Annotated in this window: 23 protein-coding genes and 1 pseudogene; 11 read left to right on the plus strand and 13 right to left on the minus strand. The window is 68.9% G+C overall.

Going from position 1 to position 25110, the window contains the following annotated elements; all coding sequences use genetic code 11:
• Positions 1 to 12: 12 nt before the first annotated feature.
• The 3 genes from QAD21_RS08940 to QAD21_RS08950 all read right to left on the minus strand — a co-directional run bounded on the left by QAD21_RS08940 (position 13) and on the right by QAD21_RS08950 (position 3234).
• Positions 13 to 1134, minus strand: a complete 1122-nt coding sequence (locus QAD21_RS08940) for a lytic murein transglycosylase (protein ID WP_055475029.1) — start codon at positions 1132 to 1134, stop codon at positions 13 to 15.
• A 241-nt stretch (positions 1135 to 1375) separates the two neighbouring features.
• A complete protein-coding gene (locus QAD21_RS08945; protein WP_055475028.1) occupies positions 1376 to 1891 on the minus strand; it encodes a DUF1003 domain-containing protein in 516 nt (171 codons plus the stop codon).
• Complete coding sequence (locus QAD21_RS08950; protein WP_055475027.1) at positions 1888 to 3234, minus strand: CBS domain-containing protein; 1347 nt, start codon at positions 3232 to 3234, stop codon at positions 1888 to 1890. Before QAD21_RS08950 ends, QAD21_RS08945 begins: the two co-directional genes overlap by 4 nt.
• 134 nt (positions 3235 to 3368) lie before the next feature.
• Here QAD21_RS08950 and QAD21_RS08955 point away from each other — a divergent pair, with 134 nt between their 5' ends.
• The 5 genes from QAD21_RS08955 (at position 3369) to ugpC (ending at position 8721) form a co-directional block, all read left to right on the plus strand.
• Positions 3369 to 3857: a general stress protein gene (locus QAD21_RS08955; RefSeq protein WP_055475026.1), complete on the plus strand. Its 489-nt coding sequence runs from the start codon at positions 3369 to 3371 to the stop codon at positions 3855 to 3857.
• A 220-nt stretch (positions 3858 to 4077) separates the two neighbouring features.
• A complete protein-coding gene (locus tag QAD21_RS08960; protein WP_176455882.1) occupies positions 4078 to 5490 on the plus strand; it encodes an extracellular solute-binding protein in 1413 nt (470 codons plus the stop codon).
• Positions 5487 to 6707 carry an ABC transporter permease subunit gene (locus QAD21_RS08965; RefSeq protein ID WP_078112022.1) on the plus strand — a complete coding sequence of 407 codons (1221 nt, stop codon included), beginning with the start codon at positions 5487 to 5489 and terminating at the stop codon, positions 6705 to 6707. Before QAD21_RS08960 ends, QAD21_RS08965 begins: the two co-directional genes overlap by 4 nt.
• A gap of 4 nt (positions 6708 to 6711) precedes the next feature.
• A complete protein-coding gene (locus QAD21_RS08970; RefSeq protein WP_055475025.1) occupies positions 6712 to 7542 on the plus strand; it encodes a carbohydrate ABC transporter permease in 831 nt (276 codons plus the stop codon).
• Positions 7543 to 7545: 3 nt separating this feature from the next.
• Entirely contained in the window at positions 7546 to 8721 is a 1176-nt protein-coding gene (ugpC, locus tag QAD21_RS08975; protein WP_055475024.1) for a sn-glycerol-3-phosphate ABC transporter ATP-binding protein UgpC, read from the plus strand.
• Positions 8722 to 8749: 28 nt separating this feature from the next.
• Here the strand turns inward: ugpC and QAD21_RS08980 are convergent, their stop codons facing one another.
• Positions 8750 to 9607 carry a hypothetical protein gene (locus QAD21_RS08980; RefSeq protein WP_055475023.1) on the minus strand — a complete coding sequence of 286 codons (858 nt, stop codon included), beginning with the start codon at positions 9605 to 9607 and terminating at the stop codon, positions 8750 to 8752.
• On the minus strand, positions 9597 to 10286 hold the full coding sequence (locus QAD21_RS08985; protein WP_068969932.1) for a metallophosphoesterase: 690 nt from the start codon (positions 10284 to 10286) through the stop codon (positions 9597 to 9599). Before QAD21_RS08985 ends, QAD21_RS08980 begins: the two co-directional genes overlap by 11 nt.
• Positions 10287 to 10344: 58 nt before the next feature.
• Here QAD21_RS08985 and QAD21_RS08990 point away from each other — a divergent pair, with 58 nt between their 5' ends.
• The 3 genes and pseudogenes from QAD21_RS08990 (at position 10345) to QAD21_RS09000 (ending at position 12015) form a co-directional block, all read left to right on the plus strand.
• Positions 10345 to 10938: a suppressor of fused domain protein gene (locus tag QAD21_RS08990; protein WP_068969931.1), complete on the plus strand. Its 594-nt coding sequence runs from the start codon at positions 10345 to 10347 to the stop codon at positions 10936 to 10938.
• A 159-nt stretch (positions 10939 to 11097) separates the two neighbouring features.
• Positions 11098 to 11815, plus strand: a pseudogene (locus QAD21_RS08995) (HemK2/MTQ2 family protein methyltransferase).
• Positions 11812 to 12015, plus strand: a complete 204-nt coding sequence (locus tag QAD21_RS09000; RefSeq protein WP_058252716.1) for a CDGSH iron-sulfur domain-containing protein — start codon at positions 11812 to 11814, stop codon at positions 12013 to 12015. Before QAD21_RS08995 ends, QAD21_RS09000 begins: the two are co-directional and overlap by 4 nt.
• Before the next feature lie 39 nt (positions 12016 to 12054).
• On the opposite strand, the gene QAD21_RS09005 is transcribed toward QAD21_RS09000, so the two are convergent.
• The 3 genes from QAD21_RS09005 to QAD21_RS09015 all read right to left on the minus strand — a co-directional run bounded on the left by QAD21_RS09005 (position 12055) and on the right by QAD21_RS09015 (position 15024).
• Entirely contained in the window at positions 12055 to 13092 is a 1038-nt protein-coding gene (locus QAD21_RS09005; RefSeq protein WP_137810086.1) for an iron-containing redox enzyme family protein, read from the minus strand.
• Positions 13093 to 13232: 140 nt separating this feature from the next.
• Positions 13233 to 13892, minus strand: coding sequence for an endonuclease (locus tag QAD21_RS09010; protein WP_065632810.1), 660 nt, complete (start codon positions 13890 to 13892; stop codon positions 13233 to 13235).
• Between the two features lie 46 nt (positions 13893 to 13938).
• A complete protein-coding gene (locus QAD21_RS09015) occupies positions 13939 to 15024 on the minus strand; it encodes a magnesium and cobalt transport protein CorA (RefSeq protein WP_058252770.1) in 1086 nt (361 codons plus the stop codon).
• A gap of 42 nt (positions 15025 to 15066) precedes the next feature.
• On the opposite strand from QAD21_RS09015, the gene QAD21_RS09020 reads away from it, so the two are divergent.
• Together QAD21_RS09020 and QAD21_RS09025 are read left to right on the plus strand one after the other, a co-directional pair.
• A complete protein-coding gene (locus QAD21_RS09020; RefSeq protein ID WP_058252719.1) occupies positions 15067 to 15687 on the plus strand; it encodes a MarC family protein in 621 nt (206 codons plus the stop codon).
• Positions 15688 to 15745: 58 nt separating this feature from the next.
• Positions 15746 to 16696 (plus strand): glycine betaine ABC transporter substrate-binding protein, encoded by a 951-nt coding sequence (locus QAD21_RS09025; protein ID WP_137810057.1) that lies wholly within the window; start codon positions 15746 to 15748, stop codon positions 16694 to 16696.
• Positions 16697 to 16848: 152 nt separating this feature from the next.
• On the opposite strand, the gene QAD21_RS09030 is transcribed toward QAD21_RS09025, so the two are convergent.
• Complete coding sequence (locus tag QAD21_RS09030; protein WP_137810058.1) at positions 16849 to 17676, minus strand: SDR family NAD(P)-dependent oxidoreductase; 828 nt, start codon at positions 17674 to 17676, stop codon at positions 16849 to 16851.
• Between the two features lie 26 nt (positions 17677 to 17702).
• Positions 17703 to 19265, minus strand: coding sequence for an NAD(P)/FAD-dependent oxidoreductase (locus QAD21_RS09035; protein ID WP_137810059.1), 1563 nt, complete (start codon positions 19263 to 19265; stop codon positions 17703 to 17705).
• 191 nt (positions 19266 to 19456) lie between these two features.
• Between QAD21_RS09035 and QAD21_RS09040 the strand changes: the two genes are divergently transcribed.
• Entirely contained in the window at positions 19457 to 20041 is a 585-nt protein-coding gene (locus tag QAD21_RS09040) for a TetR/AcrR family transcriptional regulator (RefSeq protein ID WP_240198985.1), read from the plus strand.
• A gap of 130 nt (positions 20042 to 20171) precedes the next feature.
• On the opposite strand, the gene QAD21_RS09045 is transcribed toward QAD21_RS09040, so the two are convergent.
• Genes QAD21_RS09045 through QAD21_RS09055 form a run of 3 tightly spaced genes read right to left on the minus strand, consistent with a single transcriptional unit; the run spans position 20172 to position 24567 of the window.
• Positions 20172 to 21590, minus strand: a complete 1419-nt coding sequence (locus QAD21_RS09045; protein ID WP_137810060.1) for a condensation domain-containing protein — start codon at positions 21588 to 21590, stop codon at positions 20172 to 20174.
• Positions 21591 to 21596: 6 nt separating this feature from the next.
• A complete protein-coding gene (locus tag QAD21_RS09050; RefSeq protein WP_277244450.1) occupies positions 21597 to 23093 on the minus strand; it encodes a condensation domain-containing protein in 1497 nt (498 codons plus the stop codon).
• 16 nt (positions 23094 to 23109) lie between these two features.
• A complete protein-coding gene (locus QAD21_RS09055) occupies positions 23110 to 24567 on the minus strand; it encodes a condensation domain-containing protein (protein WP_277244449.1) in 1458 nt (485 codons plus the stop codon).
• Between the last annotated feature and the right edge of the window lie 543 nt (positions 24568 to 25110).

Here is a 25110-nt window from a genome sequence, read left to right on the forward strand (position 1 = left end):
CCGGTGGCGCCGTCAGCGGACGGGAACCGGGGTGCTCGCCCCTCCCGGCCTGTTCGGGCCGGCGTTCCCCGTCGGTGCCTGTTGTACCGCCGGGGCCTCCCTCTTGGTGGGCGGGGGAGCGGGCTGGCCCGGGAACAGCGGCGGGATCGATGGCAGGCAGACGATGATGCACGGCGGCGGCGGAGGGCTCGGCCGCCGCGTGGTGGAGGACGACGACGAGGACGACCCGGACTCCGGCCGCCTGGGCTTGCTGGACGAGCTCGAGCTGCTCGACGGCTTGCGCTTCATCTCCGGGATGGGGTCGGTCGGCATCACGCCCGTCGCGTAGGCCCCGGCCCAGCCGAGGACGTTGGCGACATACTCCATCGAGCGGTTGTACCGCAGCACCGCCGACACGCGAGTGCGCTCGTTCATGATGTCGGTGACCCCGGCGCAGAGATACCGGCCGGCCGAGTACGTGGCGTCGAAGATGTTGTTGGGGTCGGGTTTCCCGTCGCCGTTGGCGTCGGAGCCCCACGCTGCCCACGTGCTCGGGATGAACTGCATCGGGCCCATCGCCCGGTCGTGTCCGGCGTCGCCGTCGATGCGTCCGCCGTCGGTGTCCTTGATGACCGCGTTGCCGGCCAGCGAGCCGTCGAGGACCGGCCCGGCGATCGGGTTGATCGTCGTGCCGTACTGATCGACCGAGCCGTTGCTCGCATGATTGGACTCGATGCGTCCGATGCCGGCCAGCAGGAACCACGGCAGTTTGCAGGCCGCGCTCTCGGCGGCGACGCGGTTGGCGGCCAGCTTGTAGGCCTGGAGTACGACGCCCGGGATCCCCAGTGGGCCCGAGGGGAGGTCGCTGGCGAGCCGGAACTGCGGCGCCGGCAGCGCGGTCGCGGGCTTCTCCGGCGGCGGCGCGAAGCCGAGGAGTGCACCCGGCGAACCCGCGACGAGTTCGGCCACCGTCACGGGGGCATCGGGCTCGACGACGGCCGACGCGACGTTGCCGCCGGAGGCGCTCGACGTCGCGGTCCCCAGGACCAGTGCACCGACCAGACCGCCGCCGACGACCAGCGTCGCGGCGCGTCGTGGGAACGAGGACGGACGGCGCGGACCACGGCGACGGCGGACGAGTTCGAGGGGCCTCACCGGAGGCCTCCTGCACATCGTGCGGCCCCGGGCCGCTGCCCGGTCCTGTTCACTCCGTTGTCAACACACACTTCTGCCCCCGAGAACGCGGCGATGCCCACCCGCGGCCCAGGTCCAGAGCCGCTCACATGGATGTGTCGGAGAATCTCGTCGCGCCGTGACAGACGCCGGGATCCGGTCCGAACTGTGACCCACCATACATATGGGTCTGACGTCCCAGACACGAACCCGGCTTTTGGTGTCAGTGATCCTTGGAACCGCGGCGGCCGGATTCGTCGCCGGCGGGGGCGCCGAGCCGTTCGGTGAGTTCGTCGAGCAGGTCGTCCAGTTCTTTGCGCAGGTAGTCGCGCGTGACGGTGTCGCCCACCGCGAGACGGACCGCGGCGAGCTCCCGGGCCAGGAACTCGGTGTCGGCCTTCGTCTGGGCGGACCGCATCCGGTCCTCTTCCAGCGACACCCGGTCGCGGTTCTCCTGCCGGTTCTGGGCCAGCAGGATCAGCGGCGCCGCGTACGCCGCCTGCGTCGAGAACGCGAGGTTCAGCAGGATGAACGGGTACGGGTCCCACTGGATCGACACCGCGACCAGGTTCAGCACGATCCACACGATGACGATGACCGTCTGGATCGCCAGATATCGTCCGGTGCCCAGGAACCGGGCGATCCGCTCGCTGTACATCCCGACGACGTCGGAGTCGAGATTGAACGAGATCGTGCGGCGGGTGCTGGGGGTGTCGAGCTTGCGTCCCGGTTCGCTCATCGGATCCGCACCTGGGGGCCGCCCGATGCCGGTTCCGGGCCACTCCCGACGCCGTACCCGTCGGCCTCGACGACGTCCTCGGGTTCGGTCTCACGCCAGTCGCGCGGCAGGATCTCGTCGAGCAGGTCGTCGACGCTCACCGCGCCGAGCAGGTGGCCGGCCTCGTCCACGACGGGGCCGCACACCAGGTTGTAGGTCGCGAAATATCTCGTCATCGTCTCCAGGGAGTCCTCGGGATGGAGTTGGGCGAGGTCGGTGTCCAGGATGCCGCCGACCAGGTGCGCGGGCGGTTCCCGGAGCAGGGCCTGCAGATGCACGCATCCGAGATACTTGCCGGTCGGTGTCGAAGTGGGCGGGCGGACGACGAACACCAGACTCGCCGCGGCCGGCGTCAGGTCGGGGTTGCGGACCCGGGCGAGGGCCTCGGCGATGGTGGTCGATGCGGTGACCACGATCGGCTCCGAGGTCATCACGCCGCCCGCGGTGTCGGGGGAGTGCAGCAGGAGTCGGCGGAGGGGCTCGGACTCCACGGGGTCCATCTCCTCGAGGAAGGCCTCGGCCTCGGTGTCGGGCAGTTCGCCGAGGAGGTCGGCGGCGTCGTCGGGGTCCATCGCCTCGAGGATGTCGACGGCGCGGTCGCGTCCGAGCGCGGCCAGCACCTCTTTCTGGTCGTCGGGCGGCAACTCCTGCAGCACGTCGGCGAGCCGTTCGTCGTCGAGGGCCGAGGCGATCTCGTCGCGTCGTTTCGCGGGCAGTTCGCGCAGGGCGTTGGCGACGTCGGCCGGGCGCATGCCCTCGAACTGCAGGAGGGCCTGCGCGACTCCTTGTCCGGGCAGGTTCAGCGAGCTCTGGGTGATGCCCTGCACGCTGGACCACTCCACGACCTGTGTCTCGTGGCGCCGGCGCAGGCCGCGACGTCCCGCCCGGATCGCGACGCGGGAGACGACCCAATCGCGGGTCCGGGTCTTCTCGATCCCGAGGTCGATCACCGTCACGTCGGCGTCGGCGAGCTCGGGGAGATCCGGATCGACGACCCGGACGTGGGTGTCGAGGACCTGTCCGATGGCGAGCGCCTCGCCGGGGCGCAGATGGAGTCGGCGGAGGCTCACGGTGCCGGTGTTGAGGGCCACGGCCTGGGGCTCGATCGCGGTCACCCGCAGCATCGGCACGAAAATCCTACGCCGAGTGGTCAATTCGACCGCGAGACCGAGGACGCGCGGTTGCTGCCCGGACATGCGGATCGAGATCACCACGTCGCGGACGCGTCCGATGGACTCGCCGTCGGGACCAAGGACGGCCAACCCGACTAATCTGGCCACGAACACCTTGCTCACCGACGACATGGGAGTAAGGGTAGTGCCATCGGTGCAACGGAGGCCGACGGCAGACACGAACGCCCACCGGTGGAGACCAGTCCCACTGTCGGGTCTCACCGCGACGTTCAGCACTGGAGTCTGACAACAGGGAAGGCCCCGATATGACCAATCCCATGCGCCCGAGCCGCGAGACGCCGGGACTCCCCACCCCGCCCAAGGGCTGGCCGATCGGTTCGTACGGAACCTACGCCGAGGCCCAGCGCGCGGTGGACTTCCTCTCCGACGAGAACTTCACTGTCCAGGACGTCACCATCGTGGGCGTCGATCTGATGCAGGTCGAGCGGGTCATCGGCCGGCTGACGTGGGGCAAGGTGATCGGCGGCGGGCTGGTCTCGGGTGCCTGGCTCGGCTTCTTCTTCGGCTGTCTGGTGGCGCTCGTCTTCGCCGGTTCGCCCATTGCGCCCATCCTGGTGGGCATCGTCGGCGGCATGGTCTTCGGTGTGATCTCCGCGACCATTCCGTACGCGGCGACCCGGGGCCAGCGGGATTTCGCGTCGACCATGCAGCTGGTCGCCGGCCGCTATGACGTGCTGTGCGACCCGAAAAGCGCAGAGAAGGCGCGCGACATGCTCGCCCGTCTCACCTTCTGACGTCGCCTCCCGCGGTCGGACACGGAGCGATCACAATCGCCCGCGGAATGGCACGCCCATGCCGAATGTGTTGCATGTCACGAATCCTCACGTATAGCGTTGCTCTTCGGACGCTCACGGCGGAGCACCGCTGCGGCGCCGCGTACGACATCGAGGAGGCTGCGTGCGGAGCAGGGTCAGCACGGACGGATCCATCAGCACCGACGGATCTACCAGGCGCGTGAGACGAAAGGTCCTCGCCGCGGCGGTGGCAGCGGTGGCCATGCTGCCCGTGCTGTCCGCGTGCGGCTCGGGATATGAAGCGGGCGTACTCAATTTCTATCCGCCGGCCGACGGTGCGGACACCTTCGCCGAGATCGGCGACAAATGCTCGGCCGATTCCGGTGGTGCGTACAAGGTCGTGACCACCCCGTTGCCCAAGGGCGCCGACGATCAGCGTTTGCAGCTCGCACGGCGCCTCGCGGGCAACGACAGCGGGCTGGACCTGATGGGCATGGACGTGGTGTGGACGGCCGAATTCGCCGACGCGGGTTGGATGGTGCCGGTCCCCGACGCCATGGCCGCCGAGGTGTCGGCGCGCACCCTGGGCGGTCCGCTCGACACCGCGGTCTGGAAGACCGACGACGACGAGCGGGAACGGCTCTACGCCATCCCGTTCTCCACGAACACCCAATTGCTCTGGTACCGACCGGATGTGCTCGTCGAAGACGTCGACCGCCGGCGCCCGGCGTCGACGTGGAACGGCATGCTCGAGGACGCGCTCGTCAGCGGTCGCAACGGCGGACCGACCTACATCATGGTGCAGGGCAGGCAGTACGAAGGCCTGATGGTGTGGTTCAACTCGGTACTCGCCAGCGCCGGTGGGCAGATCGTCGACCCGGACGACCCCGACAAGGTCACCCTCAACGACACCCCCGAACACCGCGCCGCGACGGTCCGCGCCCTGGAGACGCTGAAGCGGGTCGCCACCGCGCCCGGTGCCGATCCGTCGCTGACCAACTCCGACGAGGGCGCCGCACGGCTCGGCATGGAGAGCGGTGAGGCCCTGTACCAGGTGAACTGGCCGTTCGTCTTCGCCGGGATGCGCGAGAACGCCGTGGCGGGCAGCGTCGCCTTCCTCGACCTCACCGAATACGCGAACCTGTACGCGGACACCGCGAATCCGCCGACCCCGGCGCAGGTGGTCCCGCTCAACCGCGAGATGCGGCGGGTCTTCGATTTCGCGCCCTATCCGGGCTTCGAGGGACTTCCCACCAAGACGACCCTGGGCGGCATCAACATCGCCGTCGCGAGCACCTCGCAACAGCAGGACCTCGCCTACCAGGCCGCCGAGTGCATCACCAGTGAGGCATCGCAGAAGGCGTTCTCGTTCAGTGCGGGTCCGCCGCCGGTCATCGAGTCCATCTACGACGACGCCGATTTCCGCCTCGCGTACCCGATGGCCGACGAGATCAAGCGGCAGCTCGAACCCGAGCACGCTGCTCTGCGGCCGAAATCGCCCGACTATCAAGCAATCTCGACGCTGCTGCAGGCCAAGTTGAGCCCGGTCGGCGCCTGGGAGCCGGAGGCCCTGGTCGACGAGCTCGCCGAAGCGGTCCAGAAGGCCATCGACGGGGAAGGGCTAATCCCGTGAGCGACAACGACACTCCGCGTAACGACGCCGAGAACGCGGGCGGCAACCCCGACGACGCGGGGTTCCGTGCCGGGCGACACGCCCTCCCGGAGGATGCGCCACCGCAAACCGGTCCGATCCCGATCGTCGGTGACACACCCCCGGTGCAGTCCGATCAGGTGTGGACCGCTCCGCCGGGAGGTCGGCACGAGGTGACCGCGGCGTCGTCGCACACCGACCGGCCCACCCCGGATCCCGCGCCCGCCTCGCTGTCGAAGCCGGCGACCGGGACGGGCGGGGGTACCGCGGTGATCGATCGGCCCCGGGCCGACACGCCGCCGGCCGCCCCGCGCAGGCGCAGCGAGGGCAAAACCGCCGAGCGCCGGCTGGCCTTCTGGCTCGTGGCGCCGGCCGCACTGATGATGCTCTTGGTCACCGGATACCCGATCGTGTACGCGGTCTGGCTGTCGCTGAACAAGATGAGCCTCTCGGCGCCGGGGGAACGCGAGTTCGTCTGGTTCGCCAACTACGCCACCGTCCTCACCGACAACTACTGGTGGACGGCCTTTGCCGTCACGGTCGGCATCACGGTCGTGTCGGTACTCATCGAACTCGTGCTGGGCATGGCGATCGCGCTCGTCATGCACCGGACGATCTTCGGGCGGGGCACCATCCGCACCGTCGTCCTGATCCCGTACGGCATCGTCACCGTGGCGGCGGCGTTCTCCTGGTACTACGCGTGGACGCCGGGCACCGGATATCTCGCCAACCTGCTACCCGACGGCACCGCACCGCTCACCGAGCAGTGGCCGTCGCTGGCGATCATCGTCCTCGCCGAGGTCTGGAAGACGACGCCGTTCATGGCCCTGCTCCTGCTGGCCGGCCTCGCGCTCGTCCCGGACGATCTGCTCAAGGCGGCCCAGGTCGACGGCGCCGGGGCGTGGACGAGACTGTGGCGCATCATCCTTCCGCTGATGAAGCCGGCGATCCTGGTGGCGCTGCTGTTCCGCACACTCGACGCGTTCCGCGTGTTCGACAACATCTACGTCCTCACCAGCGGGTCCAACAACACCTACTCGGTGTCGATGCTGGGTTACGACAATCTGTTCGGCGCCTTCAATCTCGGCGTCGGCTCGGCGATCTCGATTCTGATCTTCATCTGTGTCGCGATCATCGCGTTCGTGTTCATCAAGGGGTTCGGCACCGCCGCACCGGGTTCCGACGACGAGGGGAGGTAAGCCGTTGAATGCGAGCGGAAAGTCCAAGGCCTGGTGGTCGATCGCCAACATCCTGGTGATCCTGTATGCACTCATCCCGCTGCTGTGGATCATCAGCCTGTCCTTCAAGCCGGCGAGCAGCGTGACCGACGGGAAGTTCTGGCCGAGTGAGTTCACCCTCGACAACTACAAGAGCATCTTCGAGACCAGCGCCTTCACCTCGGCGCTGATCAACTCGATCGGCGTGGGTCTGATCACCACGGTGATCGCGGTGCTCCTGGGGACGATGGCGGCCTATGCGGTGGCCCGCCTGGACTTCCCGGGCAAGAAGCTCCTGATCGGTGCCGCGCTGCTGATCGCGATGTTCCCCCAGATCTCGCTGGTGACACCGTTGTTCAACATCGAGCGGGCCATCGGGTTGTTCGACACCTGGCCCGGCTTGATCCTGCCCTACATCACCTTCGCGCTGCCGCTGGCGATCTACACCTTGTCCGCGTTCTTCCGCGAGATCCCGTGGGAGCTGGAGAAGGCCGCCAAGATGGACGGCGCCACCCCGTGGCAGGCCTTCCGCAAGGTCATCGCCCCGCTCGCCGCCCCGGGCGTCGTGACGGCGGCGATCCTGGTGTTCATCTTCGCCTGGAACGACCTGCTCCTGGCACTGTCGCTGACGTCGACCGAACGGGCGATCACCGCGCCGGTGGCGATCGCGAACTTCACCGGCAGTTCGCAGTTCGAGGAACCGACCGGGTCGATCTCGGCCGCCGCGGTGGTCATAACCATCCCCATCATCATCTTCGTGCTCTTCTTCCAACGTCGAATCGTGGCCGGCCTGACCTCCGGCGCCGTGAAGGGATAACCCATGGCAGACATCGTTCTGGACAACGTCTCCAAGCAGTATCCCGACGGCTCCACCGCCGTACACGGGGTCGACATCGAGATCGCCGACGGCGAGTTCGTGATCCTGGTGGGCCCGTCGGGATGCGGTAAGTCGACGACGCTCAACATGATCGCCGGACTTGAGGACATCTCCGGCGGCGAGCTGCGGATCGGCGGGGAGCGGGTCAACGAGCGCGCACCCAAGGACCGCGACATCGCGATGGTGTTCCAGAGTTACGCGCTCTACCCGCACATGTCGGTGCGCGAGAACATCGCCTTCCCACTGACTCTCGCGAAGATGCCGAAGGATCAGGTGGCCGCGAAGGTCGACGAGGCCGCGCGCATCCTCGACCTCGGGCAGTACCTCGACCGCAAGCCGGCCAATCTCTCCGGCGGTCAGCGGCAGCGCGTGGCGATGGGCCGGGCGATCGTGCGCTCCCCGAAGGCGTTCCTGATGGACGAGCCGCTGTCGAACCTCGATGCGAAGCTGCGCGTGCAGATGCGTACGGAGATCTCACAGCTGCAGCAGCGCCTGGGGACCACCACGGTCTACGTGACCCACGACCAGACCGAGGCGATGACCCTCGGTGACCGGGTCGTCGTGCTGCGCAACGGGTATGTGCAGCAGATCGGTACGCCGCAGGAGCTGTACAACAATCCGACCAACGTGTTCGTGGCCGGTTTCATCGGCTCCCCGGCGATGAACTTCCTGTCCGGTCGCCTCGGCAGCGAGGGTATCGAGACCGCGATCGGCACCATCGTCCTCGACGACCATCGTGCGGTGGTCTCCCGTGCCGGAGACGTCGGCAGTGGCGGCGACGTGCTCATCGGCATCCGGCCCGAGCACCTCGAAGACGCGTCGCTCGTCGACTCGACGACCCGTGGACACGGCGGGACCTTCGCCGCGAACATCGACGTGCTCGAGTCGATGGGTTCCGACATCTACGCCTACTTCGGCGTCGGGTCGAGCCGGGCGTCGAGCGACGCCCTCGCGGAGTTGTCCGCCGATTCCGGAACCGATCTCGGCGGCAACCAGTTCATCGCCCGACTGTCCCCGGACTCGAAGGTGAGCCGCGGCGGTTCGGCGGAGCTGTTCTACGACGCGTCGAAGATCGCGGTGTTCGACCAGAGCTCGGGGCAGTCCCTGCGCGTCCGCTAGTGTCCCGCCTGTCCCTGCAGGCGTCGGCTCAGCGCCGGCGCCTGCGGGAGTGGTCGAGCAGTTCGTCGAAGACGTGTTCGTCCCAGATGTGCCTGCGCACAAGCCGATACCGTTCGCAGGCCACCCACATGTACAGCTCGGCGTCGCTGTCGAGGTCGGGCCGGATGCCCGCCCGGCGCGCCATCCGCACGACCGGCAGGAACTCCTCACCGAACCAGCGCCGAGCGGTCTCGGTGCGGTTGAGGAACTCGCCGATCTCCTGGCTCAGGCGAAATCCCCACGCCTCGACGTTCTCGGCGAGTTCGGCGTAGTCGAACGGGAAGCTGAGTCGGATGGCCTCGGCCTGGGACCCCTCGAGCGGCACGCGTGACAGGAAGATCCGACGATGGTCCTTGAGGACCAGGTCGGAGGTCGCGGTGATGCCCTCGGGGGAGATGCGCGTGTGGATCAGGGTGACGTAGGCGTCGATCGTGACCCAGTTCCGCGCGATCGCGATGGACACGCGGTGATGGCCGTCGATGACGAAGTGCATCGATCCGATCCGGTACAGCTGTACCGGAGGGACGGATTCGCCGCGGCGTTGCGCGGCCGCCAGCCGCTGCCAGCGCTCCCGGCCGCGCGACGAGGTGGGCCGGAAGTAGCGGTCGAAATCCTTGGTGCGGTCGACACTTCCGACGATCGAGGACACCTCGACGACCTGCAGTCCGAGTGAGGTCTCCCCGGTCCGTCCGAGCGCGGCGACGACCTCGTCGAACGGGAGGATGGTGTTCACGTCGGCGGGCTGACGCATGAACCACTGCGCGAGCCGCGCGCGTTCGGCCTGGCGTCGCATCCGGGCGAAGTCGTTCTCCGCGTCGGCGTCGGGAAATCCGGTGTCACGCGCCATGTCTGCGCCTCACGATCTCGACCTCCCGGGTGGCGGGATCGAAGTCGAACTGGCAGTAGCCGACGACGTTCATCGAGGTCGTCGAGGAGCCGATGGGCAGATCAGCCGGTCGTTCGCCGTACGGATGGACGTGGCCATGGACCAGCAGCGCCGGTTGCAGCGACCGGACCAGCGGGTGGAAGCAGTCGAAACCCCGGTGGGGCAGATCGTCGCGGTCGCCGACGCCGCGGGCCGGGCTGTGCGTGAGCAGGATGTCGGCGCCGCGGGGAGGTGACAGGGCGGTGGTGCATCGCAACCGGAGGGACCGCAACCGCTGTTGGGTGTCGGTGTACTGGTTGGTGCCGTTGTTGTAGCGGCGGCTGCCGCCGAGGCCGCTGATGCGGAGTCCGGCGACCGTCACGGTCCGGCCGTCGGCGTTGACCGCACCGCACGGTCCGGGGTCCTCGACGGGGAGTCCGGCGCGCGTCCAGCCGGTGCGGCCGCGGCGGTACCCGCGCAGGTCCCGGTCGTGATTGCCGGGCACGAACACGCACGGCGCGTCGCACAGCGACGACAGGATCTCGAGGTACTCGAACGGGAGGTCACCCGCACCGAGGATGAGGTCGGGCCGGGACTCGATCCCCACCCCGAAGGTGAGGGAGTCCACCACCTCGTCGGCGACCGCCAGAACCCGGACCATTGCTCCAGGCTAGAGGAGCACCCCGGGTCCGTGCGCCGGAGTCGGTAGCCTGTCGGATGTGAGCGAAGCCGTGACTGAGGTCGTCGGACGATTTCTCGAAGACCGGCTGGGGGCGACTCCCCAACGTGCGTCGGTGACGTTCCTCGGTGTCGAACCGATCGACGTCCTGCGGTTCGTGCCCGACGAAGCCGGCGATCGGGACGAGGTGGTCTACGTGACGTCGGGGTGCGCGCGGCACCCGATGTCCGATCCCACCGACCTGCACGCCGATCCGGTCCGCGGACCCCGTGCCGAACTCGTCGTGCGCGTGTCGTCGGGAACGCCGCTGCCCGGTCTGCACAAGCGCATGGCGACGCTGGCGGCCGCGCCGGCGGTCGAGGGCCTCGTCATCGCCGCCGATGCGCTGGTCGACCTCGGCGAACCCCTGTGGGACGGTTCGCCGTTCACCGCGGTCCTGCTCGAGGCGGACGAACTCGGGACGGTCGAGCTGCCCACGCCCATGGACCCGGTCAGCATGCTCCGGGCGGTGCCGATCACCGCCAACGAGGCCGCGTGGGTCCGACTGAAGGGTGCCGACGCACTCCGCGAGGCCTGGCGTGAGGCGGGTATCGATGTACGGCGGCCGGATCGGGCCTCGGCAACACCGGCCTGACCGGCCGGCGAATTCCCGGCGCACTCATCCGCATCGAGGTTTCGGAACGTATGACAGAGGGAACATCTGACCAACTGAGCACGGTCCGTCTGAGAAGTGAGGGTGCATGGAGTCACGGGGAGCAGGGACCATCGGCACGACGAACGGGCGGTGCCCGGCGTGACCATCACCTCATCGTCGCTTCCCACAGCGACCGCAGCGCTACCCGAGCTCGATGTCTACCTGCCACAGCAGGACACTCAGCTGTTGATCGACACTCTCCGATCCCGCGGCGTCTCCGGGGCCCGCGTGCTCGATCTCTGCACCGGCAGCGGCGCCATCGCGATAGCGGCCGCAAGGTCGGGTGCGTCGCACGTGACCGCGGTGGACGCATCGGCGGACGCGGTTGCCTACGCTCGGCGCGCGGCAGCCGACACCGGCGTCCGGATCGAGGTGGCGCACGGTGATCTCCGGCGCCATCAGGGTCGCTACGACGTCGTCACCTGCAACCCCCCCGTATGTTCCGACCCCACCGGAGTCCGAGTCGGAGCTGCACCCGGCCGGCCCGTCTCATGCGTGGGACGCCGGACCCGACGGCCGAGCCGTCCTCGACCCGCTGTGCGCACGCGTTCCCGAGTTGCTGGTGCCCGGCGGAGCTTTCGTGCTGGTCCACTCGGAATTCGCGGACTCCGACGCCTCGCTGCGCGCCCTGCGCGCCGGGGGACTGACCGCAGAGGTGGTGGCCGAGCGGGTCATCCCGTTCGGTCCGGTCCTCACCGCACGCGCGGGCTGGATGGAAGAGTGCGGCATGCTCGAACGCAACCGTCGCATCGAGCGTCTCGTCGCGATCGTCGCCGTCGCCTCGGATGGTCTCGCCCCGGCCGGAGCGTCGCGGTGAGCGGGGACAAGAAACCCAATGCGGTGCGGGTGATCCGAGGCGGACCCGTCCTGGTGTCCGGTCCGGTCGACATCGAACTCCCCGACGGCGCCCGGGTGCAGTCCGACCGGTTCATGGTCGCGGTGTGTGCGTGCGGTCGGAGCAAGAACTACCCCCTGTGCGACACCAGCCATCGCAAGAAGCGCCGCCGCGCGACCTGACGGCTCACGAGCGCCGCCCGAACGAGCGCCTTGCCCGGATCAGATACCCGGGAAGGCGCTCTTTCCGTCGTCCCACGCGGACAGCACATGCCGGTCGAGGGCGTCCTCGACGAACAGGAAGGCGCGGATCCCGAAGATCACATCGGCTTCGGTGTCCGGCTCGGTGCGGACGAGATCGCCGACGACATCGGTACGCAGGATCTGCTCGTGCACGGCATCGGCCTCGACGTGTTCGCGATAGAACCGCCGGCACGCCTCCGGTGCGTCGAGCTGCTCCAAACCGGCCAGCAGCCGCTGCGAACCGGGCGGCGAGGTGATCTCGGTGGCGGCCAGATGCCCGACCGCAGCGCCCCGGTAGCGCCGGTGTAGTCCGAACAGCGACATCAGATTGACCGGCGTGAGGGCGACGCCGGGAACGGTGTCGAGGTAGCCCAGGTAGTCGGCGCTGAGATCGGAAGCGCGAAGCAGGTCGGCGAACAGCTCCTGATGCACGGCGTCGCCGCGTCCGCCGCCGAATTCGTCGAACTCGACGGCGACGTAGGCGGCCTTGGCGTGCCCGCGCAGACGTGGGATCGCGAAGGCGTGCGGGTCGGCCTCCTTGAGGTGGTACAGCGAGCGCAGGGCGAACAGCTGCCGGTACTGCTCCCACGTCCCGGCGTCGCGGAGCCGGTAGGAGGCGCCGTCACCGTCGGGGTTCTCGATGCACAGTTCTTCCATCTCGTGCTCGGCGGAATCGTCGGCGGTCATCGCCGGGACGTCGCGATGCAGAGCGGCGAGGAATCGCTGCTCGAGGGCGACCCGAACCGTGAGCAGGGCCGGACTCCATTCCCAACCGGCGTCGGCGTCGACGAACCCGACGTAGTGCATCTCGTAGCAGAGGTACAGCGCGAGCTGCAGATCGTCGCCGTAGGGGTCGGCGTCGACGACCCTCGGGTCGTCGGCCGGCAGGTCGAGGACCGACGCGGACGCAGGGTCACCGCGGAGGAGATCGATCACCATGGCCGAGAGCGATCCGCGCGCACCGGGCAACAGGGGGCGTCGGAAGGCCGTGTCGTGCGGCCTCGGATCGTCGACCATCGGGTCAGCTGACACCTGGGAGTCCTCCTGTCGGGTACGGGCGTCGGGCACCGCGGTGCGCGGCGGACGCCGGCTCTCCTGGGTAACCGGATCGGGGACGGCACAAACCATCACCGGGTGGTTGTGACCGTCGTCCCAGCCTAGGCCCGGTTGTCGGATCCGGCGATCTCCGCGCGCAACTGCTTGTCGAGCGAGACACGCACCAGCGCCGCTGCCAGCACCTCGGGCCGGCCGTCGGCGAGATCGGCGAGCCGTGCCGGGTCCTCGGGTAGTCCGAGGTCCCGGGCGGCGGCGAGCGCGCGTTTGTCGAAACGCGGTGCGACCCACTCCCACACCGACTGCACCTCACGCAAAAAGATGTCGGCCCCGACCGGACCGATGCCGGTGAAATCCTGGAGCAGTTCCGCCGCGCGGGTGGGGTCGGAGTCGGCGTCGTCGGCGAGCCGACGGAGATCGCCGTGGTAGTCGTCGAGGACCTTCTGCGCCGCCTCGCCGAGGCGGGTGGCGGTGCTCTCGTCGTAGCGGACGTAGTGGCCGCGGCCGAGCGCGTCGACCAGCTTCTGCCAGTCGGCGCGGGCCATCTTCTCCGGGGTCCGGTAACCGGCGGTGAACAGTTCGCGCGCGGCGGCCACCGCGATGTCCGCGGAGATCCGCGTACTGAGGAGCAGGGCGAGCACCAACAGCTCGAAGAGCGGTGACGGCGTGTTCTTCAGCGTGATGCCGGCGTCCTGCGCGTAGGTGCGGCCGGCGCGGTCGATCAGTTGTCGCGCCGTGTCCTCGGCGTGGTCCGTGCGGGTCATCGAAGCCGGTTACCCACGCCGGTGCGTGGGCAATCCCAGTCGCGGGTCACAACCAGTGACTGCGCCGGAACACGACGAACAGCGTCGCGCAGAGGGCCACCAGACAGCCCAGCACGACGGGATAACCCCACTCCTGGTGCAGTTCGGGCATGTGGTCGAAGTTCATGCCGTAGATCCCGGCGACCATGGTCGGCACCGCGGCGATCGCGACCCATGCCGAGATCTTGCGCATGTCGGTCGACTGCTGGATACCGACCTTCGCCGCCGCGGCCTGCAGGAGGGAGGTGAGCAGCTCGTCGTACTCGAGGACTCGGTCGATGACGGTGGTGAGATGGTCGGCGACGTCGCGGAACTGGCGTCGGATCTCTTTGGGCACCAACGGGTTACCGCTTGCCGTGAGACTCTGCAGCGGGGCCGCCAGCGGTGTCACCGCACGACGGAGTTCGAGCACCTCGCGCCGTAGGAGGTAGACGGGATCGATGTCGAGTGCGTGACCCTGCCGACCGAACACGACCTCCTCGATCGCCGCGACATCGGCGTCCATCCGGTCGGTGACGGCGAGGTAGCTGTCGACGACCTTGTCGGCGACGGCGTGCAGCACCGCGGTCGGGCCGAGGGCCAGACGCTCGGGGTGCGTCTCCAGGCGACGGCGCAGTTCCGACAGTTCGGTGTGCTCGCCGTGGCGCACGGTCAGTACGAAGTCCGGCCCCGCGAAGACCATGATCTCGCCGGTCTCGACGACCTCGCTCGCCTTGGCCATCGTCTCGTGCTCGATGTACTGCACGGTGCGCAGGACGAGGAACTGGGTGTCGTCGTAGACCTCGAGCTTCGGCCGCTGGTGCGCGTGTACCGCGTCTTCGACGACGAGTTCGTGAAGGCCGAACGTGGCGCCGACGTCGGCCATCTGAGCGTCGTCGGGGGCGTGGAGTCCGACCCATACGAAGCCCTCGCCGGCGGCCCGCACCCGGGCGAGACCTTCGGTGTAGCTCACCCGTCCCGGTTGCCGGTGGCCGTCGACGTACACCGCGCAATCGACGATCGCCCGCGCCACGGGGACGCGGATCTCGGGGAGCGGGCGGCGCTCGCGGCGCGGTGACAACCCGCGCGGACCAGGCCGGGGGATCGAGGGCACGAGTGCCGATGCTACCCGGCGGGCCCCGTACACTCTCCGAACGTGTCCTTCGACGTCACGGTGTACACGACGACGTTGATCACGCTGCTCGTCATCATGGACCCGCCTGGCCAGATCCCGCTGTTCCTCAGCCTGGTCGGTCAACGCTCGCCGGAGTACCGGCGGCGCGCGGCCTGGCAGGCGCCGCTCGTCAGCCTCCTGGTGATCAGTGTGTTCGCCGTCGCCGGCAAAGCCATCCTGAACTATCTCCACATCGGGATCCCGGCGCTGCAGGGCGCCGGCGGTTTGTTGTTGCTGCTCGTGGCGCTGCAATTGCTCACCGGCCTCGGCAACGCCGGCAAGCCAACGGCCGCCGACGACGTCAACGTCGCGCTCGTGCCGCTCGGCACCCCGCTGCTCGCCGGACCGGGTGCCATCGCCGCGGTCATCGTCGGTGTGAGCGGCGTCGACGCCGGATCGGGTGGTTATCTGGCCATCGCGGCAGCCATCGTCAGCGTTCACCTGGTGGTGATGTTGGTCCTGCGCTATTCGACGGCGCTCATCCGCATCCTGGGCATCGGCGGCATCACGCTACTCGCCAAGATCGCGGGCCTGCTCCTCGCCGCGATCGCCGTGCAGCTCATCGCCGACTCCGTCATGGGATTCATTGCCGAGGGAGCGTGAGCCGACCCGGGGACCCGCCTCGTTCGGACGTGGGACGTGCTGCGGATACGGTGGCGGGGTGACTGAACGTCGTGTCCGCAAACGTCTCATCACGGTGGCCGGTCTGATCGTCGTCCTGGCGGTGGTCATCGCCGGGTGCGCCGACGACTCGTCGTCTCCACCGCGCGGGGTGGTGATCGGCTCGTCGGAGGACCCGGCGATGCGCGTGATGGCCGAGGTGTACGCGGGAGCGTTGCGCAATTCCGGATCGGTGGTGTCCGGTGACCAGCTCCGTGGCGACGCGCCGGCGCTGCTGGACGAGATGGACCGCGCTGCGCTCGATCTCTTCCCCGCCTTCACCGGGGAACTGCTGACGTTGTTGTCTCCGTCGTCTACCGCGATCGGCGCCGAGGACGTCTACAACGACCTGAACCGCGCACTCCCGCAAGGGGTTTCGGTCGGCGATGAGACGCCGGTATCGGCGGCGCCGCAGATCTTCGTGTCGACGGCCCTCGCCGGGGACGTCGGCGCCACCGGACTCGAGGACTGCGGCCGACTGCCGGCGGGCCTGCCGGTCGTGGCCGTCGCCGAACCCGATGACTCGACGATGCGTGCCTTCGCCGACGCCGGTTGTGCCTTCGGTCCGGTCGAGGTCACCGCCACCGGAGAGGAGGTGCTCCGACGTGCCGCCGACGGCGGCGCGGTCGGACTGCTGACCCCCCTCGAGATCGCCGGCGAGGACGCCGACGGGGCGTCGTCGGAGGTCCAGGCGCTCCGCACATCACCGGGTGGCGGCGACACCGCGGACGGTGCCGCGGCTGCCGAACCCGCGGACGAGTCGGGTCCGCGGGCGGAGGTGCTGGTCCCGGTGTTCCGTTCCGCGGCGCTGAACCGCGATCAGGTGAAGGCCATGAACAAGGTGGCGGGCGAGATCACCACCGCCGATCTCGCCACCATGGCGGCCGAGGTCGACGGCGGTGCGGACCCGCGCGACGTCGCGCTGGCCTGGCTGGGCGAACACGGGCTGTAGGGAAGACACGACAACGCGGTGCTCATTCGGCCTCGCTCGCTTCGCTCCCGGCGCCGTGCTCATTCGGCCCGCTCGCTTCGCTCCCGGCGCCGTGACACCGACACGCCCCGACCGCGTGTCGGTGTCACGACCCGTGCGCGAACACGGACCTATTACGCCTTCGACAGCGCCCAGCCGGTGAGCTTCGCCGACACCCACTGGTACTTCGAGGCGACGAGGCGCACTGCGAGGTCGAGGATCTTGGCGTCGGTGCCGACCAGGATGCGTGCCTTGTTCTTCCGGACGCCCTCGATGATCACCTCGGCCGCATCCTCACTCGTCATCCGGGCGAGGTAGCGGTCGAAGAACGCGGCCGTGGCCTTCTGGTCATGGTCCCCGGACACGGTGGCGTTGCGGGCGATCGCGGTCTTGATCCCGCCGGGATGCACACACGACACCTCCACCGGGTGCTTGGCGATGATCATCTCCTGCCGCAGCGCCTCGGTGAATCCGCGCACCGCGAACTTGGCGGAGTTGTAGGCGGCCTGGCCCGGTTCGGCCAGCAAGCCGAACAACGACGAGGTGTTCACGATGTGCCCGTCCCCGGACGCGATCACGTGCGGCAGAAACGCCTTGGTGCCGTTGACGACTCCCCAGTAGTCGACGTCCATCACCCGTTCGATGTCCTTGAACTCGGTGCGCTCGATCTCACCGTGGTGGGCGATGCCGGCGTTGTTGAACACGACATTGACCACGCCGAAGTGCTCGGCGACGGTGTCGGCGTAGGTGAGTACCGCTTCGCGCTCGGCGACGTTCAGCAGCTGCGAATGCACCTCGGCGCCGGCCTCTGTCACCAGCTTCTCGGTGACGGCCAGGCCGTCGGGGGTGACGTCGGAGATGGCCAGCCGCGCACCGCGACGCGCGAGCTTGACGGCGATGTCACGGCCCATTCCCGAACCGGCGCCGGTGATCACGACGACCTTGCCGCGAAAGTCCTTCATGTCTTGTCTCCTGTGGGTGGGTTCGGTCAGGCGTTGGCGGTGGCGGGCGACGCGATGTCGTCGCCGGTGGCGGAAGCGGCCGGCACCGCGGGTGCGGCGGATCGCCGGGCACCGCGGGTCACATCGTAGGCGGCGACGTCGAAGGAACGGGTCGTCTGCCGGAACGCGAAGGTGAAGCCCGGCCACAGCGTGGTGATGTTGCCGTTGGCGTCCTTGTACCAGGAGGCACACCCGCCGTTCACCCACACGCTGTTGCGCAGCTTGTGCTGGATTCCGGCGTTGAACTCCTGCTGGGCGGACAGCTTCACCTCGGTCCGGGTGATCCCCAGCGCGCGAGAGGTTTTCAGATAATCGACGAGGTAGTTCAGCTGCGACTCGATCATGTACACCATCGAGGTGTGGCCCAGCCCGGTCGACGGGCCCACCATCAGCATCATGTTCGGGAAGCCGTGGACGAACGAGCCCTTGTAGCCCTGCATACCGATCTCGTTCCACACCTGCGCGAGGCTGCGGCCGTCCTTGCCGATGATCTTCTCGAACACGGGGGAGTCGGTGACGTGGAATCCGGTGGCGACGACGATCACGTCCACCTCGCGGACGGTGCCGTCCTTCGACACGATCCCGGTCGGGGTGATGCGGTCGATGCCGTCGGTCACGAGATCGACGTTCGGGCGGGCGAGGGCCGGGTACCAGTCGTTGGACCGCAGGATGCGCTTGCAGCCCACCTGGAAGGTCGGGGTGGCCTTGCGCCGCAGCTCGGCGTCGCGGCCGATGCCGCGCAGGATGTTGGCGCGGCAGAGCAACTCGACCGGCTTGAGGGCCTTGGGGGAGTAGGTCAGACCGAACGCGACGACCTCGTTGGCGGCGTAGATGCCACCGCGGACCGCGGACTGGTACCCGGGGACGTTCTTGTAGGCCCAGTGCTCGACGGAGCTGTAGGCGCGCTCGGTGCGGGGGACGATCCACGGTGCGGTCCGCTGGTACACGTCGAGGCGCCCGGCGACCTTCGCGACCTCGGGAACGAGCTGGATCGCCGACGCACCGGTCCCGATCACCGCGACGCGCTGCCCGCCGAAGTCGTGGTCGTTGTCCCAGCGCGCGGAGTGCACGATCTTGCCCTCGAAGGACTCGATGCCCTCGATGTCGGGGAGGTTGGGCTCGCAGAGCGGGCCGACACCGCCGACCAGGACTCGTGCCCGCACTTGATCGGTCTTGCCGTCCTGCAGGGTGTCGATGATCCAACGGCCCTCGTCCTCGTTCCATGCGGTCCGCGTCACCTCGGTGCCGAAGCGCGCCTTCGCGCCGATTCCGAACCGGTCGGCGACCCCGTTGATGTAGTCGTGGATCTCGGGCTGGTGAGAGTAGGACCGCGACCAGGTGGGGTTCTTCGCGAACGAGAATGAGTAGAGCTGCGAGGGGACGTCGCAGGCCGCGCCCGGGTAGGTGTTGTCGCGCCAGGTCCCGCCGAAGTCGCTGCCGCGATCGAGGAGGACGAAGTCGTCGAAACCGTTCTGCTTAAGACGGACCGCGGCGCCCAGACCCGAGAAGCCGGCACCGATGATGGCGATCTCTACATCGTTCGTTGTCATGGTGTCACCATAAGGTGGTACTGAACACGTGTCAATAGCTATTGAACAACCCTCAATAGAGGGTAGGCTGGCCGCGTGGCCAGTAGACGAGGATGTGCGCGGTGTCGGTGATCAACGGCAAGACGATCAGCGGCGAGACGACCGGCGACGACGGAGGTGACCACCGGCGCGCGCCGCACAAGCGCACGCGCATGAGTCCCGAGGCACGTCGTGACCAGCTCATCGACTACGGGCTCGCGATGGTCAGGGACCGGCCGTTGGAGGAGATCACGATCGACGCAATCGCCGATGCCGCCGGGGTGTCGCGCGCCCTGCTGTTCCACTACTTCGCGTCGAAGCAGGAGTTCCACGTCGCGATCGCACAGGCCCAGGCCGACCGGATGCTCGCCCGCACCGAGCCGGACGAGTCCCTCGGCGACCCGATCGCCATCCTCTCGGCATCGATGGCCGCGTTCGTCGACTACGTGAGCGAGAACCGCACCGCCTACACCGCGCTGATCCGCGGGGCCTCGAGTTCGGACGCCGCGATGCGCGAGGTCTTCGACCGCACCCGGGAGGTGATGGTCGCCCGCGTGCTCGACCACGCACCCGTGTTCGGGGTCGAGGTGACCCCGGTCGTCGTGATGAGCGTGCACGGCTGGATCGCGTTCGTCGAGGAGACGACGATCCGCTGGCTCACCGCCGAGCCGGTCGACGCCGAAGCGCTCACCCGGGACGAACTGCTCGCCCTGATCACCGCCGCGCTTCCCGCCCTCGCGGCGGCGACGATCCAGTAGAGGCCGGGGACCGGGTTCAGATCCGCTGACCGCCGACCGGTCCCGTGTCGCGGGTACCGGCCGGCACCGATCGGCCGCGCAGGAGCAGGCCGAGAGCGACCATCCCCTCGCGACCTCGCAAACCTGGTGGTCAGAGACCGACCACGTGCGCGGTGTCCGCGCCTCCGTCCAGCTCCTCGATGTCGGTGTCGCCGGCCGCCGCCAGTTCGACGCCCGCTCGCAGAGTACGGATCAGCTCGTCGGTGAACCGGCGGATGGTGCGGTGCGCGGTCAGCGTGTCGGGGTGCCGGGCCCGCAGCGCGAGTCCGTCGTCCGTGCGCGAGATCCAGAACTGCGCGTCGTCGGCGGTGGTCGCGTTCGAGATGTGATGGGCGTCGATGGTCCGGTGTCGGTCGGCGCCGGGCAGCAGCCGGTAGTCGACATAGGACACCATGAAGATGTCCGAGCGTGTGCGACGGAGTCCGCCCATCGCCTCGATCACCTGTGGGACGGGAACCTCGCCGAGCGTGACCGCGCGACGGAGTTCGGGCCCGGTACGCCGGATCGTCCCCAGCAGATCGCCGGTGCCCACGACCCGCAGCGGGGCATTGGTGGTGAACCATCCGACTGCGTTGCGCCATCTCTCTTCCCGTCGCGTGTGCATCGGGAACAGAAGGGGCAGTTCGGGTCCGCCGCCGCAGCGGCGCACGGCGTCGGCCATCGCGGCCAGCGTCCCGCCGAACACGCTCGCGCCGCTGCGCCGGCACAACTCGGCGAACTGCTCCGTCTCCCGCCGGCCGAGGAGTGCGCGCACCTCGGTGGCCTGTGGCGCGGTGGCGCCGGGTTCGACCCCGAGATCCAGCGGGAAGGTGGGCAGTGTGCCGTCCCGGTCGTCGAAGAACCGGAGCCACCGGCGCATCCGCGGGTCGGACAGTGCGACCGGGGGCGCTGTTGACTCCGCGGCGCAGAAGTCGACGAAACTCCCGCTCATCGCCAGGGTGGAGGGATCGAAAAGCTCTCCGTGGCAACGGTATCCGTCGTACAACCGGTGCAGGTCGTCGATGACGATGGAGATCGAGTAGGCATCCACATGGCAGTGGTCGAATCCGCAGATGATCGTCGACGCGTCGTCGCGGTCGATCGCCGCGAACAGGAACGCGGGGTAACCGAAGGGATGACACGCGTGATCGAGGGTGTCGCGAAGCCGGTCGCGTAGGACGGTGTCGGCGGTCGTGTCGACCACGCTGCCGAGGTGCAGGACGAGGTCGTCCGGATCGTAAGCGTGTCGCCGGATTCCCGTGGGACCCGCCGAGAACGACGACCGCAGGGTGCCGTGCCGGGCGATGAGCGCCCGGTAGGCGGACCCGAGCGCCGCACGGTCCACGCGCCCGCGGACGGTGAACGCGGCGGCCAGCCACGTACTCGAGTCACCGGCCGTGGCCAGGTGCACGGTCTGGTTGAACGACGGTGGTACGTCGGACATCTCGGGCCGGGCGGCCGAGACGTCCACGGTCCAGGTCAGCAGCTCGCCGGCGGGTGGGTGGTAGCGATCGATGGTGGTGACGTGCACGCCCGCTCACGCTCCTCTGCGTAGCGCCGAGTCGGTGGGCGGGGCAGATCGCCCGGAACCGGCCGCCGGCGCCTGGATCCGCCGGTCGCCGGTGGCGGCGATGTCGGTCATGATGTCGCGTAGCCGCTCGTAGTAGGGGCGGGCCACCGACTCGGCGAAGGGCGTGCCCGGGATCTGACTACCCAGGTAGAGCTCGTCGTGATCGCGATTGATCCACGCCGACGCGTTGGCCGTGCGCCCCTCCCCGGTGAACAGCGCACCGCGCCGGAAGGCCTCGCGCGAGGAGCCGGGAAACCAGCGAAAGTCGATGTACGACAACAGGTTCGGTGCGGTGATGATCGCGTCCGGGGTGGCCCCGGCGGCGGCGATGGCGGCCAGTGCGGCGGCGACCGGGACGGCGGCCAGGTCACGAGCGCGGCGACGGGCCGCATGGGCCGCCGGGATCAGTTCGGAGAACGTCGACGCGCCGGCGAGGGAGAACTCGACCGGGGCGAAGTTGCAGAACCATCCCTGCGACGTCGCGTACCCGTCGAGCGCGGCACGCGTGTTGAACACCGTCATGCCGTAGTAGTCGTCGGCGCCGGCCAGTTCGCGGTCGGCGACGGCGATGGCGGCGTAGATGCCGTCGACGAACCGACCCCCCGCCGCCCGGCAGACGGCGTCGAAGGCGACGATGCCGCCACGATCGAGCAGTGAGACCTCGACCCCGGCCACCTGCGCCGTCTCTCCCGGCCTCAGGCCGAGGTCCAGTGGGAAGCGCGGCATCTGCAGGTCGTGGCGTCGGAAGATGTCCTGCCACGCCCTGGTCTCGGGCGACCCGGCCAGATGCTCGGCGGTCACCTCCGCTTCCGCGGCCGCGTAGGCGAAGTAACTCCCGGCGGCCGGCGTCGCGGGGTCCGGCTCGGGGCGGCCGTGCCCGTTCGGCCGGATCAGTTCGGCGTAGATCTGCGCGATCTCGTCGAGGGCGAGGGCCTGTGAGGCGCCGTCGGAGAGCGCGTGATCGCACGCCAGGAAGATTGCGAAGCCGCCCGGGCGGCGGACGGCCCCGAAGGAGAAGCCGGGGAAGGAGTCGCTCGGGGTCTCGCGGTCGAATCGGTCGACGAGATAGGGGTGGATGTCCTCGGTGCTCGCCAGTTCGCCGTCGACGTGTGCCTCGAACTCGATGTCGAACGGGTCGACGACATGGGCGGCGACCTCTCCGTCGCGGCATTCGAACCAGGTGCGCAGCACCTCATGTCGCCGGACGAAGAGCGTCAGGGCGGTCCCGAGTGCCGCGGTGTCGAGGTCGCCGTCGATCTCCGTGCCCGATCCCAGGTATCCGCGATGGGTACGGCCCGCGGCCCGTGCCACCGCAGCTCCGCGGACGTGGTTCTGGGCCAGGAAGGTCACCGGTGCGGTGTGGACGGGTGTGGCCGCCGCGGCCGCGCGGCACGCCTCGGTCGGATCGAATCGCACGGCGGTCCCCGGTTGTGGGCGCCAGTTGCCCATGGCCGTGATTCTCATCGGGTCCTCTCGTCGGTCATGCGGGGCGGGCGCCGTCGATCGCGGTGGCGCCGGCGAAGTTCGCGTGGGTGTAGGAGGACAGGGGCAGTCCGGTGCCGGTGGTGGCGAGCGCTCGCAGCACTGTTGCGTAGGTCGTGAGGAGGTCGCGGATGCTCGCGTCGGCGGGGTCATGGCCGGGATGCCGGGCGGACAGGGTGATCCCGCCGGGTACACGCGCGATCCAGAGGTAGACCTCGCGGTCCGACCGTGAGCCGCCCCGCAGGATCTGCGCGCGGGCCGCCTCCCATTCGGCCGCCCCGGGGACGTGGCGGATGTCGAGATACGACACCACGAACTCGGGTTCGCCGCCGGTACCGAGCAGTTCGACGATGCGCTGGTAGGGGAAGGACGGCAGATGGCGCACGGTGTCGATGGCGGCCGCGGTCGCGTCGAGCGCGTCGTCGAACGTGTGGGCGGCGGTGAGGTCGACCTCCAGAGGCGCCAGACCGACATACCAGCCGACCGACCCGGCATACCGTGCCTCGGATCGGGTGTGCATCGGCATCGTGAGCCGCAGCGTGTCCCGGCCGGTGAGTGCGCGGAGGGTGACCGCGAGGGCGGCGAACACCGCGGTCTGGGTACCGTGTCCGCGCGCACGCGCCGCCGAGGTCATGAAGGTCGCCTGGTTGTCGGTGGCGACATACTCGGAGATGCCGCGCTGGCGCGGGGTGCGCGCACGGTCCCGGGTCTGCAGGTGCGGACGGACCAGCGGGAGGTCGAAGCCCGGGGTCTCGGCGGAGCTGTCCAGGAAGGCGCGCCATCGTGCGACGACGGGGTGATCGACGGTGAGTCCGAGTCCCACCGCCCGATCGTGGACGCTGAAGTCGAGGTGGCTGCCGACCTCCGCCATCTCGGTGGACGAGCCGCGCCGTGGGGAGAGGTAGAGCCGGCGGATCTCGCTCATGCTCAACAGGATCGAGTACGCATCCATCACCACGTGGTCGGCGGCGAAGGCGACGGTGAAGCCGCGCTCGGACTCGATCGTGGCCACGATGCAGTGCGGCCACCGCGTCGGCGCGAGCCTGGTGTCGAAGACCGCGGTGAGCAGCTCGCGGACGTCGTCTCCCGAGTCGAATCCGCCGACCGCCTCGGCGTCGACGCCGAGATGCGCACCGCGGTAGGTGCGGCGGCCGTCGTGCGGGTCGTCGGCTGTCGGGTCCGAGGTCGAGCGGAGGGCTTCGTGCCGGGTGATCCACCCCCGCAGGCAGGCATCGAAGTGCTCGTCGTCGAGATCATCGTCGATCTCGAAAATGGCCCCGAGCCAGGAGGTCTCGTCGGAGTCGTAGGCGGTCGACCGTCGTATCGAGGCGGACTGGTCGTAGGTGAACGGTCGCGGATCGGTGTGCCAGCCCGCGGAATCCGCGCGTGTGGTCGGTGTCCAGATCGTCACCGTCCCGGGCGGGACGGGATAGTCGGACAGTTCGGTGAACTTCATTCGCGGTCGTCCATGCGTCGGTCATCCGTTCTCGGGCCGCGACGCCATGCCACGCCTTCGCCGGCATGGCCCCCCGGCCCATGAGTTCTGATCTGAGACAACAGGAATCGCCCGTACCCCGATGCACGCGCACGACCTTGTCCGACGACGTTCCGGAGGTCTCTCCGGTCGAACGGACCGCATCACTGCCGCCTGTGTCTGAACCGAGCCTAAGCGGTCGCATCGGACATGTGCAGCGGCAGGAGTCCGTGAGCTTGATCACGGGGACGGTATCCGGGTGTGCACGGACGCACCGCCGGTTTCGGAATCGCGCTGCGAGACAGAGGGTTCTGATCCGTGCTGGGTGTTCGGCCTTGCGGTCAAGGGCGTTTCGTTGCGTTCATGTAAAGAACTCATGACGAGCGGCTGCCGCACAGGGGTGGCATCGGAGGGAATGCGCGGTCAGGCCGGGTTGCGCCGAAATGCATTGCCGGGCAGCACGGTATGCCGGGACAGGTCACGTTGCGGCACCCGGGGAGCTCACCTACCGTGGGCCGAGAAGGG

The sequence above is a fragment of the Gordonia sp. SMJS1 genome (assembly GCF_029866425.1).
Taxonomy (GTDB): Bacteria; Actinomycetota; Actinomycetes; order Mycobacteriales; family Mycobacteriaceae; genus Gordonia; species Gordonia hongkongensis.